At 73.8% G+C, this 15,731-nt stretch carries 15 protein-coding genes; 9 read left to right on the plus strand and 6 right to left on the minus strand.

The features are described 5' to 3' along the window. Nucleotides 1-233: 233 nt before the first annotated feature. A complete protein-coding gene (locus ACIA79_RS06645) occupies nucleotides 234-905 on the plus strand; it encodes a DUF461 domain-containing protein (RefSeq protein ID WP_399427045.1) in 672 nt (223 codons plus the stop codon). Nucleotides 906-987: 82 nt separating this feature from the next. Here ACIA79_RS06645 and ACIA79_RS06650 read toward each other — a convergent pair whose 3' ends face one another. Further along, nucleotides 988-1,668 carry a response regulator gene (locus ACIA79_RS06650; protein ID WP_399427046.1) on the minus strand — a complete coding sequence of 227 codons (681 nt, stop codon included), beginning with the start codon at nucleotides 1,666-1,668 and terminating at the stop codon, nucleotides 988-990. After that, nucleotides 1,665-2,903, minus strand: a complete 1,239-nt coding sequence (locus tag ACIA79_RS06655) for a sensor histidine kinase (protein WP_399427047.1) — start codon at nucleotides 2,901-2,903, stop codon at nucleotides 1,665-1,667. Before ACIA79_RS06655 ends, ACIA79_RS06650 begins: the two co-directional genes overlap by 4 nt. Nucleotides 2,904-3,104: 201 nt before the next feature. On the opposite strand from ACIA79_RS06655, the gene phoU reads away from it, so the two are divergent. Further along, a complete protein-coding gene (phoU, locus tag ACIA79_RS06660; protein ID WP_399427048.1) occupies nucleotides 3,105-3,785 on the plus strand; it encodes a phosphate signaling complex protein PhoU in 681 nt (226 codons plus the stop codon). 265 nt (nucleotides 3,786-4,050) lie between these two features. Then, a complete protein-coding gene (locus ACIA79_RS06665; protein WP_199819751.1) occupies nucleotides 4,051-4,203 on the plus strand; it encodes a hypothetical protein in 153 nt (50 codons plus the stop codon). Between the two features lie 83 nt (nucleotides 4,204-4,286). Here the strand turns inward: ACIA79_RS06665 and ACIA79_RS06670 are convergent, their stop codons facing one another. After that, nucleotides 4,287-5,045 carry a phosphoglyceromutase gene (locus ACIA79_RS06670; protein WP_399427049.1) on the minus strand — a complete coding sequence of 253 codons (759 nt, stop codon included), beginning with the start codon at nucleotides 5,043-5,045 and terminating at the stop codon, nucleotides 4,287-4,289. A gap of 120 nt (nucleotides 5,046-5,165) precedes the next feature. Here ACIA79_RS06670 and ACIA79_RS06675 point away from each other — a divergent pair, with 120 nt between their 5' ends. Both ACIA79_RS06675 and ACIA79_RS06680 read left to right on the plus strand, forming a co-directional pair. Continuing rightward, on the plus strand, nucleotides 5,166-6,461 hold the full coding sequence (locus ACIA79_RS06675) for an MDR family MFS transporter (RefSeq protein WP_399427050.1): 1,296 nt from the start codon (nucleotides 5,166-5,168) through the stop codon (nucleotides 6,459-6,461). A 270-nt stretch (nucleotides 6,462-6,731) separates the two neighbouring features. Then, entirely contained in the window at nucleotides 6,732-8,126 is a 1,395-nt protein-coding gene (locus ACIA79_RS06680) for a hypothetical protein (RefSeq protein WP_399427051.1), read from the plus strand. 25 nt (nucleotides 8,127-8,151) lie between these two features. Here the strand turns inward: ACIA79_RS06680 and ACIA79_RS06685 are convergent, their stop codons facing one another. Next, complete coding sequence (locus tag ACIA79_RS06685) at nucleotides 8,152-8,775, minus strand: hypothetical protein (protein ID WP_399427052.1); 624 nt, start codon at nucleotides 8,773-8,775, stop codon at nucleotides 8,152-8,154. Nucleotides 8,776-9,099: 324 nt separating this feature from the next. Here ACIA79_RS06685 and ACIA79_RS06690 point away from each other — a divergent pair, with 324 nt between their 5' ends. Further along, the gene (locus ACIA79_RS06690; RefSeq protein WP_399427053.1) at nucleotides 9,100-10,035 is read left to right on the plus strand and encodes an NlpC/P60 family protein; all 936 of its coding nucleotides are present in this window, start codon (nucleotides 9,100-9,102) and stop codon (nucleotides 10,033-10,035) included. On the opposite strand, the gene ACIA79_RS06695 is transcribed toward ACIA79_RS06690, so the two are convergent. Both ACIA79_RS06695 and mshA read right to left on the minus strand, forming a co-directional pair. Next, nucleotides 10,007-10,510 (minus strand): YbjN domain-containing protein, encoded by a 504-nt coding sequence (locus ACIA79_RS06695; protein ID WP_399427054.1) that lies wholly within the window; start codon nucleotides 10,508-10,510, stop codon nucleotides 10,007-10,009. The genes ACIA79_RS06690 and ACIA79_RS06695 overlap by 29 nt on opposite strands. After that, nucleotides 10,503-11,849 (minus strand): D-inositol-3-phosphate glycosyltransferase, encoded by a 1,347-nt coding sequence (mshA, locus tag ACIA79_RS06700; protein ID WP_399427055.1) that lies wholly within the window; start codon nucleotides 11,847-11,849, stop codon nucleotides 10,503-10,505. Before mshA ends, ACIA79_RS06695 begins: the two co-directional genes overlap by 8 nt. 155 nt (nucleotides 11,850-12,004) lie before the next feature. Here mshA and ACIA79_RS06705 point away from each other — a divergent pair, with 155 nt between their 5' ends. From ACIA79_RS06705 to ACIA79_RS06715, 3 genes are all read left to right on the plus strand, one after another. Next, nucleotides 12,005-12,799, plus strand: a complete 795-nt coding sequence (locus ACIA79_RS06705) for a class I SAM-dependent methyltransferase (protein WP_399427056.1) — start codon at nucleotides 12,005-12,007, stop codon at nucleotides 12,797-12,799. A gap of 154 nt (nucleotides 12,800-12,953) precedes the next feature. Continuing rightward, on the plus strand, nucleotides 12,954-13,997 hold the full coding sequence (locus ACIA79_RS06710) for an NlpC/P60 family protein (RefSeq protein WP_399427057.1): 1,044 nt from the start codon (nucleotides 12,954-12,956) through the stop codon (nucleotides 13,995-13,997). A 265-nt stretch (nucleotides 13,998-14,262) separates the two neighbouring features. Then, nucleotides 14,263-15,522 carry a PP2C family protein-serine/threonine phosphatase gene (locus ACIA79_RS06715; protein ID WP_399427058.1) on the plus strand — a complete coding sequence of 420 codons (1,260 nt, stop codon included), beginning with the start codon at nucleotides 14,263-14,265 and terminating at the stop codon, nucleotides 15,520-15,522. Nucleotides 15,523-15,731: the final 209 nt, after the last annotated feature.

Below are 15,731 nucleotides of genomic sequence, written 5' to 3' on the forward strand. Positions count from 1 at the left end.
TGGCGCCCGCGGAATTGATCAAGGGCGGTTATGTGAACGGCGTCCGAAGCCGCACGCCGGAGGCGTGCCGCGCAGGCCGACACGTGGCAGGGGGCGGGTCGGGTGCGGGAGCGGCTCGAGGGGTCGGTAACCTGAGCCCGCTGAGTGATCCTTAGCTCGGTCTTAGCCGTCCGTCTTCGGTCAACGGTCGTCCGTCGCCCGTCCGTCCGTACGTCCTAGGAGTTGCCGCCGCCGTGAGCCGCAGCCTTCGACGCGGCGTCCTCGCCGCCACCGCCATCGTGTTCTCGATCGCCTCGCTCTCCGCCTGCGGCGCGGGCAATGACGCCCAGACGCTGCAGATCAGGCCGGACAACGCGGCCACCACCGTCGGCGACATCAAGATCCAGAACGCCACGGTGATCGCGCAGGAGAAGCCCGGCGCCGAGGGCCCGGCCGTCGTCTCGGCGACCCTCTTCAACGCCGGCGACAAGGAGGAGAAGCTGGAGGCCATCCAGCTCCCGGGCTCCGACGCCACCGTGAAGCTCACGCCCGCGGGCGGCTCCGGCGCCATCACCGTCCCCGCGTTCGGCTCCGTCGTCATCGGCGGCAAGGGCAACGCCTCGGCCGTCCTGGAGCAGGGCGTGGACAAGGCCGAGCTCGGCAGCGCCCGCGAGGTCGTCTTCCAGCTCAGCGAGACCGGTGACGTGAAGCTCGACGCGTTCGTCGTCACGGCGCACGGCTACTACGCGGACTTCGGTCCCACCGGCGCGCCCGAGGCGCCCGCCGCCTCGCCGTCGGGCTCGCCGGCCGCGTCGCCCTCCGGCTCGCCGACCGGCTCCCCCTCGGGATCGCCGGCCGGTACGCACGGCCAGGACGGCGGCACCCCGGCGACGGGCGGCGAGCAGTCGCACGCCGCCGGTCACTGACCCGCAGCCGCACGAGGGCGCCCCGCCGGAGCTTTCCGGCGGGGCGCCCTCGTGTTCGCACGCACGTCCCGTGCGGGCCGGCCTACGGCTCGAACTTGTACCCCAGGCCCCGGACCGTCACCAGGTAGCGCGGCGCGCCCGGGTCCGGCTCGATCTTCGCGCGCAGGCGCTTGACGTGGACGTCGAGGGTCTTGGTGTCACCGACGTAGTCCGCGCCCCACACACGGTCGATGAGCTGCATGCGCGTGAGCACGCGGCCCGCGTTGCGCAGGAGCATCTCCAGCAGGTCGAACTCCTTCAGCGGCAGGTCGACCTTGGCACCCGAGACCGTGACGACGTGGCGGTCCACGTCCATCCGCACCGGGCCGGCCTCCAGGGCCGCCGGCGTGACCTCCTCCGGCTCGCCGCGGCGGCGCAGCACCGCGCGGATGCGGGCGACCAGCTCGCGGGAGGAGAACGGCTTGGTGACGTAGTCGTCGGCTCCTATCTCCAGCCCGACCACCTTGTCGATCTCGCTGTCCTTGGCCGTGACCATGATGACGGGGACGTTCGAGCGGCCGCGCAGCTGACGGCAGACCTCCGTGCCGGGCAGGCCGGGCAGCATGAGGTCGAGCAGGACCAGGTCGGCGCCGTTGCGCTCGAACTCGTCCAGCCCCTCGGGCCCGGTCGACGCGACGGCGACTTCGAAGCCCTCCTTGCGGAGCATGTAGGACAGGGCGTCGCTGAAGGATTCCTCATCCTCGACGACAAGGACTCGGGTCACGGAAGGACCTCCGGGGCGGTGAGCGGTTCTGTGGTGGTCTCTGAGTCGTGGTGCCGCGGGCGGGACCCGGCGGAGCGGTCCCGTACGGCGCCGGCCTCGGGCAGCCGGAGTGTGAAGGTGGAGCCCTGACCCTCGGTGCTCCACACCGTGACCTCCCCGCCGTGCGAGGCGGCCACGTGCTTGACGATGGCCAGGCCCAGGCCCGTACCACCGGTGGCGCGGGAGCGCGCCGGGTCGACGCGGTAGAAGCGCTCGAAGATGCGCTCCTTGTCCTTGTCGGGGATGCCGATGCCCTGGTCGGTGACGGCGATCTCTATCAGGTCGCCCCCGGGCGCGGAGACGCGGCGGGCGGCGATGCCGACGCGGGTGTGGGCGGGTGAGTAGTTGACGGCGTTCTCGACGAGGTTGCCGAGGGCGGCGGCGAGCTGGCCGCGATGGCCCCACACGTGCAGGTCGTGGGTGCCTCCGGCGGCCATGGTGATCTGCTTGGTGCCGGCCGTGTGCCGGGAGCGGTCGACGGCCTCGGCGACCAGCTCGTCGACCCGCACCGGCTCGGCGTCGTCCAGCGGGTCGTCGTTCTGCACCCGGGAGAGGTCGATGAGCTCCTGCACGAGGTTGGTGAGCCGGGTCGCCTCGATCTGCATGCGGCCGGCGAAGCGGGTGACCGCCTCGGGGTCGTCGGAGGCGTCCATGACGGCCTCGGAGAGCAGCGAGAGCGCGCCGACGGGTGTCTTGAGCTCGTGGCTGACGTTGGCGACGAAGTCGCGGCGCACGGCCTCTATGCGGCGCGCCTCCGTCAGGTCCTCCACGAGGAGCAGGACGAGGCGGGAGCCGAGCGGGGCGACGCGGGCGGACACGGCGAGGGCTTCGCCGCGGCCGGTGCCGCGCCGGGGCAGGTCGAGCTCGACCTGGCGTATCTCCCCGTCGCGGCGGGTGTCGCGGGCCATGTGGAGCATCGGCTCGACGGCGAGCTTGCCGCCGCGGACCAGGCCCAGCGCGTATGCCGCGGAGCTTGCCTTGACGACGGAATCGCTCTCGTCGAGCACGACGGCGGAGGAGCGCAGGACCGACAGGACCGTGTCCACGCCCGGCGGCAGCACCGCGTCCGTGTGCAGCGAGGTACGGGTGGGCCTGGCCTGGTCCCGCTCGCTCCAGCGGAACGCCAGCATGGCGATCACGCCGGTGCACGCCCCGGCGATCGCTGCCAATGCGGCGACCGCCGCGTTCACGTCCATGCATCCAGGTTATGCGGGGTCTCCGACACTCTCCCAGCCATCCGAGTGGGTGCTCGAACAGTCGTCGCCCAGAGTTCACCGAGGGGATAGTGACGGTTCACTTGGGAGGGAGGCCCCGGACTTTTTGGACTCGGACCGTGGGAGCGTGGGGGTCCGAGCCCCACCCGGACCCCTGTTGGTCGTACTGAGAGAGGGACATCCATGCGGGACGCGTACCACGAGGAACTGGACTCGATCGGCGAGGGCCTGGTCGAGATGGCCCGTCTGGTCGGGTCGGCGATCGGGCGCGCCACGACGGCGATGCTCGACGCGGATCTGAAGCTGGCGGAGGCCGTGATCGCGGCCGACCAGAAGGTCGACGACCTTCAGCACGACCTGGAGGCGCGGGCGATAGCCCTGCTGGCGCGCCAGCAGCCCGTCGCGACGGACCTGCGGATCGTGGTGACCTCGCTGCGCATGAGCGCCGACCTGGAGCGCTCGGGCGACCTGGCGCAGCACGTCGCCAAGCTGGCCCGGCTGCGCTTCCCGGACCGCGCGGTGCCGCACGACCTGCACGCGACGATCCTGGAGATGGGGCAGCTGGCGCAGCGCCTGATGGCGAAGGCGGCGGAGGTCATCATCACGAAGGACGTCGACCTGGCGCTGCAGCTGGAGCACGACGACGACGAGATGGACCGCCTGCACCGCACGCTCTTCCAGCACCTGATGGACGACCGCTGGAAGCACGGCATCGAGACGGCGGTCGACGTGACGCTGCTGGGCCGCTACTACGAGCGCTTCGCCGACCACGCGGTGTCGGTCGCCAAGCGCGTGGTCTACCTGGTGACGGGCGAGCACGCCGACGAACTCCAGCAGGCGGAGGCCCCGGTCGAGGGGGCCTGAGGGGTGCCGGACGCAGTCCGGCTCGCGGCCCGAAGCCTGCGCAACAGTGCGGGGGCCGCCGGAAAGAAGGGGTCGCGGACGAACTCCGGCAGGCGGAGGCCCGGTCGAAGGACCTGACGGCGTCACCCGCTGGTCCCGTCCACGGAAGGCGGCGCCCGACGGGCGGGGCGGGCCTCTGTGCGCCGTTGATGCGCCCTGTCGGCTGGGCATGCAATGGGGAGAGGTGACGTACGCCTTCGAACGTACGCCTTTGAGGAGGGACCCCATGGCAGATTCCCCCGTGACCGACGTCCAGCAGGAAGCAGCACCGGTCGAAGTGGTCCACCTGCCCGTCCTCGGCGCCTGCGGATGCGGCTCGGGCTGCGGCTGCGGGTGCCAGTCGGGCGCCCCTTGCCAGTGCGGCGGCTGCTGCGGCTGACCGGCGCCCCGTACGTACGCGGAAGGGCCCCGCCCGGGCGGACCGGGCGGGGCCCTTCTCCGCGCGGGATGCGCGGGGCAGGGTTACTTCTTGCCCTGGTTCTTGACCGCCTCGATGGCCGCCTTGGCCGCTTCCGCGTCGAGGTACCGGCCGCCCTTGGTCAGCGGCTTGAACTCGGCGTCGAGCTCGTACACCAGCGGGATGCCCGTCGGGATGTTGAGGCCCGCGATGTCGGCGTCGGAGATGCCGTCCAGGTGCTTCACCAGGGCGCGCAGGCTGTTGCCGTGGGCGGCGACCAGGACCGTGCGGCCGGCCAGGAGGTCCGGGACGATGCCGTCGTACCAGTACGGCAGCATGCGGACGACGACGTCCTTCAGGCACTCCGTACGGGGGCGCAGCTCCGGCGGGATGGTGGCGTAGCGCGCGTCGCCGGCCTGCGAGAACTCGTTGTCGTCGGCGAGGACCGGCGGCGGGGTGTCGTACGAGCGGCGCCACAGCATGAACTGCTCCTCGCCGAACTCGGCGAGCGTCTGCGCCTTGTCCTTGCCCTGCAGCGCACCGTAGTGGCGCTCGTTCAGGCGCCACGAGCGGTGGACCGGGATCCAGTGGCGGTCGGCGGCCTCCAGGGCCAGCTGCGCGGTGCGGATGGCGCGCTTCTGGAGGGAGGTGTGCAGGACGTCGGGGAGCAGACCGGCGTCCTTGAGCAGCTCACCGCCGCGGACCGCCTCCTTCTCGCCCTTCTCGGTGAGGTTGACGTCCACCCAGCCGGTGAACAGGTTCTTCGCGTTCCATTCGCTCTCGCCGTGGCGGAGGAGGATCAGCTTGTACGGTGCGTCGGCCATGCGTACGAGATTAATGGACGCCGCTGACGCTTGACGGCTCCCGTCAATTGACTGGCCGCCGGGAGCAGAACCCTTGTAAGTTCCCTCTGCTGGCAACGCCACTTACAGGGGGATGGGTTCATGTCGATGGCCACGCTCAGGCGCGCGGCGAGGGAGAGCGTCTCGGGCCTGCCCCGGGAGTTCTGGTGGCTGTGGACCAGCACGCTGGTCAACCGGCTCGGGGCGTTCGTCGCCACCTTCATGGCGCTCTACCTGACCCTCGACCGCGGGTACTCGGCGACGTACGCCGGGCTCGTCGCCACCCTGCACGGCCTCGGCGGCGTCATCTCCTCGCTCGGCGCGGGCGTCATGACCGACCGGCTGGGCCGGCGGCCCACCATGCTGATCGCGCAGTCGTCGACCGCGCTGTCCGTCGCCGTCCTCGGCTTCATGGAGCACCCGGTCGCCATCGCCGCCGTGGCCTTCCTCGTCGGTGCCGCGTCGAACGCCTCCCGCCCGGCGGTGCAGGCGATGCTGGCCGACCTCGTACCGCCCGAGGACCGCGTACGGGCCTTCTCGCTCAACTACTGGGCCATCAACCTGGGCTTCGCCATCTCCTCCGCCGGCGCCGGCTTCCTCGCCGAGTACAGCTACCGCGCCGGCTTCCTGGCCGAGGCCGCGATGACCCTGGCCTGCGCCGTGCTGATCTTCGTCAAGATCCCGGAGTCGCGGCCCGAGCAGGCTTCGGGGACGGCCGGGAAGGCGGCGGCCGGGCCGGAGGTCGGCCTGGGGGCCGTCCTGCGCGACGGACGGTTCATGGGCGTGGTCGGCCTGTCCTTCCTCATCTCGCTGATCTTCCAGCAGGGGTACGTGGGCCTCCCGGTCGCCATGGGCGCGGACGGCTTCACCAGCGCGGACTTCGGCACGGCCATCGCCGTGAACGGTGTGCTGATCGTGGCCCTCCAGATACCGCTGACCCGCTACATCGAGCACCGCGACCCGCGTTCGCTGCTGGTCCTCTCCGCGCTGCTCGCCGGGTACGGCTTCGGGCTCACCGCCTTCGCCGGTTCGGTCGCCGTGTACGCGCTGACCGTCTGCGTCTGGACGGTCGGCGAGATGATCAACGCGCCGACCCAGACCGGTCTGGTGGTGCGGCTGTCCCCGGTGCACGGGCGCGGGCGCTACCAGGGCGTCTACACGATGTCGTGGTCCGTCGCCGCGCTCGTCGCCCCGCTGCTGTCGGGCTGGGTGATCGACCGGTTCGGTGCACCGTGGCTGTGGGGGATGTGCGCGGTGCTGGGCACGGTGGCCGCGCTCGGCTCCTGGCTGCTGATGCGGGCGCTGCCGGAGGAGGACGCCCCGGTCGGGGAGGTCGTGGCCGGAGAGATCGCGGTCCCGCGGGCCCCCGTCGAGGGGGAGAAGGTCACCGCCGCCTGATCGGCAAGAGACCCGCTGGGGGCGTACGGCCACGGGGGTGCCGTACGCCCCCGGTCGTGCGCGAGCGGGCCGGTGTGGCCGGTGGCCTCGTGGCGGGCCCCGCGCGGGTGCGGGCCCCGGCGACCGGGGAATCGGCTGGTTCCGGCCCCGCGTGGGCCGGGCTCTTCCTAAGCTGCCGGGAAGCATGGCTGAGCACCGACAACCGCACGGGGGCGAACAGTGGACAGCGGGGCACCACAGCCGGATGCGGCCACGACTCCGGGAGAGTTCGTGGCGGCGATGCGCGCGCTGCGCCAGTGGGCGCACCTGAGCTACCGCGCGCTGGAGCGCCGCGCGCAGGAGGCCGGCGACGTACTGCCCCGCGCGACGCTCGCGGGCGCGCTGAACCGCGAGGAGCTCCCCAGGGAGGAGCTCCTCGCGGCGTTCGTCCGCGCGTGCGGGGGCGACGACGCGACGACCGCGGCCTGGATCCGTACGCGCAAGCGCCTCGCGGCCGCCCTGGAGGGGCCTCCCCCGCCCCGCCCCGGGGCCGCCACAGCGGCGCCCCCGGCGGAGGGGGAGCCGGACGTCGTCCGGTTCGACGGAGCCCGGCCGGCGGAGCCGGAGGCCCGGTTCGGTGGGGCCCAACCGGCGGAAGGGGAGCACCGGCTGGGCGGGGTCCCGTCGGCTCAGCCGGAGTCTCGCTCAAACGCGACCGGACCTTCCGGGCCGGACACCCCGTCCGGGGAAGCCCGGCCCCACGAGCCGGAGGCCTCTCCGGACGGAACCGAACCGGCGCCGGAGAGGCAGCAGTTCGACGTGGAGCCGCTGCCCCGGTCGGACACCGACCCGCACACCGAGCCGCCTTGCCGGCCGGACACCGACCCGTGCACCGCCTCCCCTTGCCGGTCGGACGCCTCACCGGACAGGCCCGGCATCACAGTCGGCGTCACCCCGGCGCAGGGAGCCGTCCCCTCCGACCCCGCCGGACACCAAGAGCCCGCCGGACCCGAGCCGCACGAGCCGTCCGAAGAGCCCGCCGGACACCAAGAGCTCGCCCGACCCGAGCCGCACCAGCCGTCCGAAGAACCCGCCGGACCCGAGCAGCCCGCCGGACCCGGGAAGGCACCCACCGACCCGTCGGCGGGCGACCGGAGCCGGCCGGCGCACCGCAAGGGTCGGCGCCGCGCGGGCGAAGGGAAGCGGCAGCGGGGGCGCGGACGGGTCGTGGCGGGGGCCGCCGCCGTGCTGGTGCTGCTCGCGGCCGGGGTGACCGGGGTGGCGCTGCTGCCCGACGGCGAGGGCCGGGCGCCCGCCGGGACGCCCGGCGGAAGCCCGGCCGTCCGGACCCCGGCAGGCGCGAGCCCGTCCGGCACCGGCGCGCGCCCGGTGTCCCGGCCGTCCGCGGCCGCGAGCTCCCCGCGGCCCGCCACCCGGGCCCCGGAGGTGTCCACGGCCCCGTCCCCGAAGCCCACGCCGGCCAGGAGCAGCAAGCGGCCCGTGCCCGAGCGGCCGGCCCCCACGGCGCCGCCGCCGTACGAACCCGGCCCCACGCCGTACGAGCCGCCGCCCTGGACCCCGTCGCCGACGCCGGAGGGCCCGTCCGGCGGCGGCAGCGGCGGCGGCGGCGGTGGCGACCCGTTCCCGGAGGAGACGTGCTGGGACGCCACCAACGACTGCGTGTGACGCCGGGAGGGCCGCCGGAGGCCGCCTACTTGTACTGGTACTGCAGGCCCCACGTGTTGCTGTTCTTCTTCACCGGGGCCGTGACGGTGGTCTTCCAGACGGTCCGCGTCACGCAGCCGCCGCGCGGCCCCGTGGCGAAGCGCTTCTTGGTGACGCCGAACTTCTTCGCCTCGTGGAACATCACCAGCCGTGCCTTCCTGACCTTCTTGCCACCCGCCTTGGTGGGCACGGTGGCCTGGTAGGACCACTGGTCCGTCCAGGTCCACTGCGAGCCCACCGAGACGCCGATCTCGACGCTCGCCTTGGCGAAGATCACGCCGGCCTCGGCCGACGCCGAGGCGCTCAGCGTCGCGCTGACCGCCGCGCTCCTGCTCTTGGTGTAGTTGATGGTCACCTTGGGCTTGGCCCAGTCGCTGCGGACACCGGTGGCCACCCACTTGGTGGTCGGCTTGCCGAACCTGTGGAAGGTCTGCCCCGCGTCGGGGCAGGCGAGGCTCCGCTGGGCCGAGCCGGCCAGGGTGGTCGTGGACGGCGCCTCCGGGTCGCCGGGGAGGGCGAGGGCCCCGCCGGCCAGGAGGGCGCCGGCGGCCGCAGCGGCCACGAGGGCGCGGGTCGTACGGGGGCGGCGGGCTGAACGGGCGTTGCTCATCAGGGTGTCCTCTTCTCGCGGAAGGAAGGAAACGAGGGCTCGCCCCGGTCGTCGACACCGGCGGAAAGGCGAGGAGCGCCCCGGCGGGCACCACCGCTCGCATTCGACGTTGCGAGGCGGCGGGCGGGCCGGTCGATGGCATGAGCGTGCCGGGTCCGCGGACCGTCCGGCAAGGGTTCCGGGTGGCCGGGACAGTCCGGCGAACCCCGCCTGACCTGCGAAGACGTCTCGGACTGTACCGGACCGCCGACGATCTTGCCGGAGACCCGCGGGTCGCAGCAGCCTCCTCGGAAGCCCACTCCCGGGCGAGTGAAGGAGGCTTCGATGTTCGGTCAGGTACGGCTCGATGTGTGGCGTGCGCGCGGGGTGCACCGGGCGCCGCGGCCGCACACGTGGTGGCAGCGGCCGGGTACGGCGGCGGTGGCGACGACCGCGCTGCGCACCGCCGCCGTCAGCGTGCTCGCCCTGCTCGCCGTCGTGCTGGGCGCGGTCCTGGCCGTGCACGGCCCCGCGTCGGACGCGCCGGCGGTCCTGCGGCCCCCGGCCGCTCCGCCGGCGGCGCCCGGGACCCCGCAGCCGCAGACCCCGGGGCCGTCGCCGGCACCCGAGCAGCCGGGGAAACCCGGGACGCAGAAGCCCGGGCAGCCGCGGAAGCCGGGCACGCCCGCGCCGTCGGCGCGCAGCATCGTCCTCGTACCCGGCGACACCCTCTCGGAGCTCGCCGCCCGCCACCGCACCACCGTGGGCGAGCTCCAGCGGCTCAACGGCCTCGGCACCTCGACCCTCATCTACGCCGGCGAGAGCTTCCGCGTCGCGGGGGCCGCAGCAGCACCGGGAGGAACCGGCGGCGGAGACGGGGACGGTGGCGGGGGCGGGGGCGGAGGCGGGTCCGTCGGCGCCGCGCAGGCGGTCGCGTACGCCCGGGCGCAGCTGGGCAAGCCGTACGTCTGGGGCGGCACGGGGCCGCGCGGCTACGACTGTTCGGGCCTGGTGATGCGCGCGTGGGAGGCGGCCGGCGTCCGCCTGCCGCGCACCACCTGGGACCAGGTCCGTTCGGGGCGGGCCACGACGCGCTCCGCGCTGGTGCCGGGGGATCTGCTGATCACGGCGAAGGGCGGCCACGTGCAGATGTACGCGGGCGGCGGCACGGTCATCCACGCGCCGCGCACGGGCAGCGACATCACGGTCGCGCCGCTGCCGCCGCACTCACAGGTGGTCGCCTACCGGCACATCAGCGCTTCGGAGCGGTCAGGTGGGTGAACGCGTCGAGGTTCCGGGTGGACTCGCCGCGCGCGACGCGCCACTCGTACTCCTTGCGGATCGCCGTCGCGAAGCCCAGCTCCAGCAGCGTGTTGAACGCGCCGTCCGCCGCCTCCAGGACCGAGCCGAGCAGCCGGTCCAGCTCCTCCGGGGTGACCGCGGAGAGGGGCAGCTTGCCGGTCAGGTAGATGTCGCCGAGTCCGTCGATCGCGTAACCGACCCCGTACAGCTTGAGGTTGCGCTCCAGCAGCCAGCGGTGGACGCCCGCCTCGTTCTCGTCGGGGTGGCGGATCACGAAGGCGTTGACGGAGAGGGAGTGGTTGCCCAGCTTCAGCGAGACGGTGGTCGAGAGCTTGCGGGTGCCGGGGAGCGTGACGACGTACGTCCCGGGGGACGGGGACTCCCAGGTCAGTTCGGCGTCGTCCAGCGTCGATTCGATGATCTGCCGTGCGTCTGCGTGCCCTGCGTCAGCCATGGTGGGAGCGTACGTGACGCCGTCGCTCGTGCATCGCAGCGGTGTAGACGTCCGCCGTCGCCGATGCCGCCGCGTCCCATCCGAAGGACCCGGCGTGCCGCGCCGCAGCGTCCCCCATGCGGGCGGTGAGCGCGGGATCGCCGGCGAAGCGGTGCAGCACGGCGGCGTACGCGGCCGGGTCGTGGCCCGGTACGAGGAAGCCGGTCTCGCCGTCCCGCACCGCCACCGGCAATCCGCCGACGGCCGCCGCGACGACCGGGGTGCCGGCCGCCTGCGCCTCGATGGCGACCAGCCCGAAGGACTCGCTGTACGAGGGCATGACGAGCACCGACGCCGCACGGAACCAGTCCGCGAGCCGCTCCTGCACCACCGGCGGGTGGAACCGCACGATGTCGGCGATGCCGAGGCGCGCGGCGAGCTTCTGCAGCCCCTCCGGCTTGGCGAGACCGCTGCCGCTCGGCCCGCCGACGACCGGGACGACCATGCGGGCACGCAGCGAGGGGTCCCGCTCCAGCATCAGGGCGGCGGCGCGCAGCAGGATGTCGGGGGCCTTCAGGGGCTGTATGCGCCCGGCGAAGACGGGGACGAAGGCGTCGGCGGGCAGCCCGAGCCGGGCCCGGGCGGCGGCGCGGCCGTCGGCGGGGCGGAAGCGGTCCAGGTTCACGCCGGGGTGCACGACGGCGACCTTCGACGGGTCGGCGTCGTAGAAGCGGGCGAGCTCGTCGGCCTCCTCCGCGGTGTTGGCGATCAGCCGGTCGGCGGCGCGCACGATCTGCGTCTCGCCGATCACGCGGGCCGCGGGCTCTGGGGTGTCCCCCTCCGCCAGGGCGGCGTTCTTGACCTTGGCCATGGTGTGCATGGCGTGCACGAGCGGTACGCCCCAGCGCTCGGCGGCGAGCCAGCCGACGTGGCCGGACAGCCAGTAGTGGGAGTGGACCAGATCGTAGTGGCCGGGCCGGTGGCGCGCCCAGGCCTGCATGACGCCGTGCGTGAAGGCGCACAGCTGGGCCGGCAGCTCCTCCTTGGCGAGCCCTTCGTAGGGGCCGGCGTCCACGTGGCGCACGAGGACGCCGGGGGCGAGCTCGACGGCCGGGGGCAGGCCGCCGGCGGTGGCCCGGGTGAAGATCTCGACGTCGATGTTGATCGCGGCGAGGCGCCTGGCGAGCTCGACGATGTAGACGTTCATGCCGCCCGCGTCCCCCGTGCCGGGCTGGTGCAGCGGCGAGGTGTGGACGCTGAGCATGGCGACCCGGCGGGGCGTCCGGGGCCGGCCGGGGAGCCGGAGCCGGGACGGCGTGGCCGCCAGGGTGCCGGCGAACCGGGACACGTACTGGCTCACGTCGGCGTCCTTCCGCAGTCCTTCGGGGTCCTCGTGCACGCCGGGCGCTGCGGCATGCCGAAGGGAGGATGCGCTGGCCGATCCTCTCCAGCGCTCCACAACAGCGGAATGCGCCCCTTCATTTCCGTTTTGCCAAATCATTTACCCTCGTCCGCATGGCCCCGCGCATCACCCGCCCCGTGGGCACCACGACACGCGGGACCACCCACCCGAACCGGCTGCGCCGCATGGACCGCTGGATCGCCGCCGTGCACGGCCCGGCCCTGCGCCGCGGTGCCGCGGCCCCGGTCGCGGTGGACCTCGGGTACGGCGCCGCGCCGTGGACCGCCGTCGAGCTCCTGGCGCGGCTGCGCACGGCCGACCCCCGTACCCGGGTCGTGGGCGTGGAGATCGAGCTTGCGCGGGTCGAGGCCGCCCGGCCGTACGAGCGCGACGGGCTCCGCTTCGTCCACGGCGGCTTCGAGGTACCGGTGGACGGCGCGCCCGCGCTGATCCGGGCGGCGAACGTGCTGCGCCAGTACGACGAGGACGAGGTCGCCGCCGTGTGGCGGCGGCTGTGCGCGCGGCTCGCCCCGGACGGGCTGCTGGTGGAGGGGACCTGCGACGAGATCGGGCGGCGGCACGTGTGGGTGGCGCTCGGGCCGGAGGGTCCGCGCACCGTGACGTTCGCCACCCGGCTGGGGTCGCTGGAGCGTCCCTCGGACCTGGCGGAGCGGCTGCCGAAGGCGCTGATCCACCGCAATGTGCCGGGGGAGCCGGTGCACGCCTTCCTGCGGGACTTCGACCGGGCGTGGGCGGCGGCGTCGCCGTACGCGTCGCTGGGGGCCCGGCAGCGGTGGATCGCGGCGGCGACGGCGCTGGCGGCCGACTGGCCGGTGGCGGACGGGCGGCGGCGGTGGCGGCAGGGCGAGCTCACGGTGGCGTGGCGGGCGCTCGCGCCGGGCGCCTGAGGGGTACGCGCGGCGCTCGCGCCGCGGGCGCGGCCGGCGTGCTCCCCGACCCCTGTTACTTTGCGGATCGGCATGGCACCATCTCGGAGTCGGCCGGAAGTTACTGACGGTAAATCAGGTCGAGTGAAAAGGATGGACCGTTGAGGGGGAGCTCGTGACCCGACGCCGTTGCGCCACAGCCGCGATCACGGTGGTCTGCGCCCTGACGGTGCTCGCCTCACCCGCGTACGCCGCTCCCGCTCCCCCGGCCCCTCCGCGGCCGGAGAAGAGCCTCGAAGAGGTGCGCAAGGAGATCGACGGCCTGTACCGGCAGGCCGCGTCCGCCACCGACGCGTTCAACCTCGCCGAGGAGCGGGCCGAGAAGCAGTCGGCCGAGATCGTCCGGCTCGCGCAGGCCATCGTCGACGGCCGGGCCCGCATCGACGACCTGAAGAAGCGGGCCGGGGCGGCCGCCCGCGCGCAGTACCGCAACGGCGGCGTACCGGACGAGGCCAAGTTCGTCCTCACCGACGACCCCCGCCGCTTCCTCGACGGCGCCGGGCGCCTCCAGCAGGGCCAGAAGGCGACCCGGGACCTGCTCGGCGAGCTCAACCGCACCCAGGCGGACCTGGAGGCGTACACCCGGACCGCCAGCAGCGAGTGGACCCGGCTGGAGACCAGCCGGGTGCGGCAGGCGAAGGCCAAGAAGGAGATCGAGACCAAGATCGCCGCGGCCGAGAAGCTGGAGTCGCAGCTGGAGGCCGAGGAGCGCGAGCGGCTGCTCCAGCTCGAACAGCAGGAGCAGACCCAGGCCCAGACGGCGTGGATCGGCTCGGGCGTGCTCAAGGACATCGCCGGCAGCGCGAGCGAGCAGGGCCGCAAGGCCATCGAGTTCGCCACCGCGCAGATCGGCAAGCCGTACGTGTGGGGCGCGGAGGGTCCCGGGTCGTACGACTGCTCGGGGCTCACGCAGCGCTCGTGGGGCTCGGCCGGGAAGGCGATCCCGCGCACCTCGCAGGAGCAGTGGCGGCTGCTGCCCCGGATCGACATCAGGGACATGCGCCCCGGTGACCTGATCATCTACCACGAGGACGCCAGTCACGTGGGCATGTACATCGGGGACGGGGCGATCGTGCACGCCCCCCGGCCGGGACGGAACGTGACGATCGCGGGGGCCGGCTCGATGCGGATCCTCGGCGTCGTACGCCCGGACAAGTAACGCATCCCGGGCGAGGGGCCCCCGGCGCCGTGCGCGCCCGGCGCCCCCGCCGCCCCGGGCCCGGCCCGGTGTGACCCGGCTGACACACCGTGCGTGACGTTCGTCATGGGCCGTTGCCCAACTACCTCCCGCTGCGCGGCATATGCCATCGGCTCTTCGCCGATCACCATTCCGCTCGGCCGCCGGGGACCGCTATGGTCCCCGTCTGGCGGTGCGTCGCCCGACGCGCCACCGCGCCCTCGGGGGGAGGGAAGGAAACAGACCGATGCCCGTACCCGTACCGCGACAGAGGGTGAGCAGTCCCGCTCCGGCCGCCGCCACCACCGTCGCGGACACCGCCGGGGCCACGGACCTCGTGCTCCTGGTGATCGAGGACGACCCGGCGGGCACCTTCACCGTCCCGGAGCTGGTGGACGCCTCCGGCACCCGGGTCCGCATCCGGACCGCCCGGAACCTCACCGAGGCCGAGCGGCTGCTCACCGACGACGTCCACTGCGTCCTCGTGGACCTCGCGCTGCCCACCGGCCCGTCCGGCGGCGACGACCCGCTCGCCGCTCTCCGCCACGTGCTGCGCATCGCGCCGCGCCACGCCGTCCTGGTGCTGGCCGGCTCCGGCGAGCCCGAGCTGGCCGCCGAGGCGGTACGCGCCGGGGCCCAGGACCACCTCTTCCGCGAGGAGCTCGACGGCCCGCTGCTCAGCCGGGCCATCCGGTACGCCGTGGAGCGCAAGCGCGCCGACTCGGTGCAGGTGAAGCTGGCCGAGTCACGGCTGCGCGCGCAGGAGAACGCCCGCCTGGAGCGGGGCCTGCTGCCGACGCCGCTGCTCCAGGGCTCCGACCTGCGCTTCGCGGCCCGCTACCGGCCCGGGCGCTCGCGCGCGCTGCTCGGCGGCGACTTCTACGACACGGTGCGCACACCGGACGGCACCGTGCACGCCATGATCGGCGACGTGTGCGGCCACGGACCGGACGAGGCGGCGCTGGGCGTGGAGCTGCGGATCGCGTGGCGCGCGCTGACGTTCGCCGGGCTCTGCGGGGACGAGTTGCTCTCCACCCTCCAGCAGGTCCTGGAGCACGAGCGCGCCAACGACGAGATCTTCGCGACCCTCTGCACGGTGGACATCGCGCCGGACGGACGCCGTGCCGGGCTGTGCCTGGCGGGCCACCCCTCCCCGCTGATCGCCCGCCGGGGCCGCGCGGCGCAGCTGCTCCCGTACGAGGACGGCGGCCCGGCGCTGGGTCTGCTGCCGCGCGCCCGCTGGCCGCGCCGGCAGGTGGAGCTGGGTGGCTCATGGAGCCTGATGATGTACACGGACGGCCTGATCGAGGGCCGCTCGGCCGGCCCCGGCTCGCCGCGGCTCGGCCAGGACGGCATGGTCGCGATGATCAACGACCAGCTGGCGCGGGGTCTGCAGGGCGAGGAGCTGCTGGAGGCCGCGGTGACGCAGGTGCGTGAGCTGAACGGCGGCGAGCTGACCGACGACGTGGCGGTCCTCCTGCTGGACCGCGCCCCGCGCGGCGCCTAGGCCCTGTCGTCACATTCCCGTCGTCGCCCGAAGGGCGGCCCTGCGGCGTTTGGTGCGTGCTCTCGGTGTGCCGGGCCCTGACCCTCGTACTGGATGTACTCGGGTCCGGGCCCGGTGCGGCGAGAGTGCGTGCATGGCGTCGCGGGGCAGACGGGAATGTGACGACAGGGCCTGGGGCGCGTATCGAGTCGTGATCAATGAGCATCGCA

This window comes from Streptomyces sp. NPDC051310 (genome assembly GCF_044455245.1).
GTDB lineage: Bacteria > Actinomycetota > Actinomycetes > Streptomycetales > Streptomycetaceae > Streptomyces.

Excerpts from the sequence above, each read along its gene's own strand:
- ACIA79_RS06655 (WP_399427047.1), bottom strand. The coding sequence starts at position 2,903 with ATGGACGTGAACGCGGCGGTCGCCGCATTGGCAGCGATCGCCGGGGCG.
- phoU (WP_399427048.1), top strand. The coding sequence starts at position 3,105 with ATGCGGGACGCGTACCACGAGGAACTGGACTCGATCGGCGAGGGCCTG.
- ACIA79_RS06665 (WP_199819751.1), top strand. The coding sequence starts at position 4,051 with ATGGCAGATTCCCCCGTGACCGACGTCCAGCAGGAAGCAGCACCGGTC.
- ACIA79_RS06670 (WP_399427049.1), bottom strand. The coding sequence starts at position 5,045 with ATGGCCGACGCACCGTACAAGCTGATCCTCCTCCGCCACGGCGAGAGC.
- ACIA79_RS06675 (WP_399427050.1), top strand. The coding sequence starts at position 5,166 with ATGTCGATGGCCACGCTCAGGCGCGCGGCGAGGGAGAGCGTCTCGGGC.
- ACIA79_RS06685 (WP_399427052.1), bottom strand. The coding sequence starts at position 8,775 with ATGAGCAACGCCCGTTCAGCCCGCCGCCCCCGTACGACCCGCGCCCTC.
- ACIA79_RS06690 (WP_399427053.1), top strand. The coding sequence starts at position 9,100 with ATGTTCGGTCAGGTACGGCTCGATGTGTGGCGTGCGCGCGGGGTGCAC.
- ACIA79_RS06695 (WP_399427054.1), bottom strand. The coding sequence starts at position 10,510 with ATGGCTGACGCAGGGCACGCAGACGCACGGCAGATCATCGAATCGACG.
- ACIA79_RS06705 (WP_399427056.1), top strand. The coding sequence starts at position 12,005 with ATGGCCCCGCGCATCACCCGCCCCGTGGGCACCACGACACGCGGGACC.
- ACIA79_RS06715 (WP_399427058.1), top strand. The coding sequence starts at position 14,263 with ATGCCCGTACCCGTACCGCGACAGAGGGTGAGCAGTCCCGCTCCGGCC.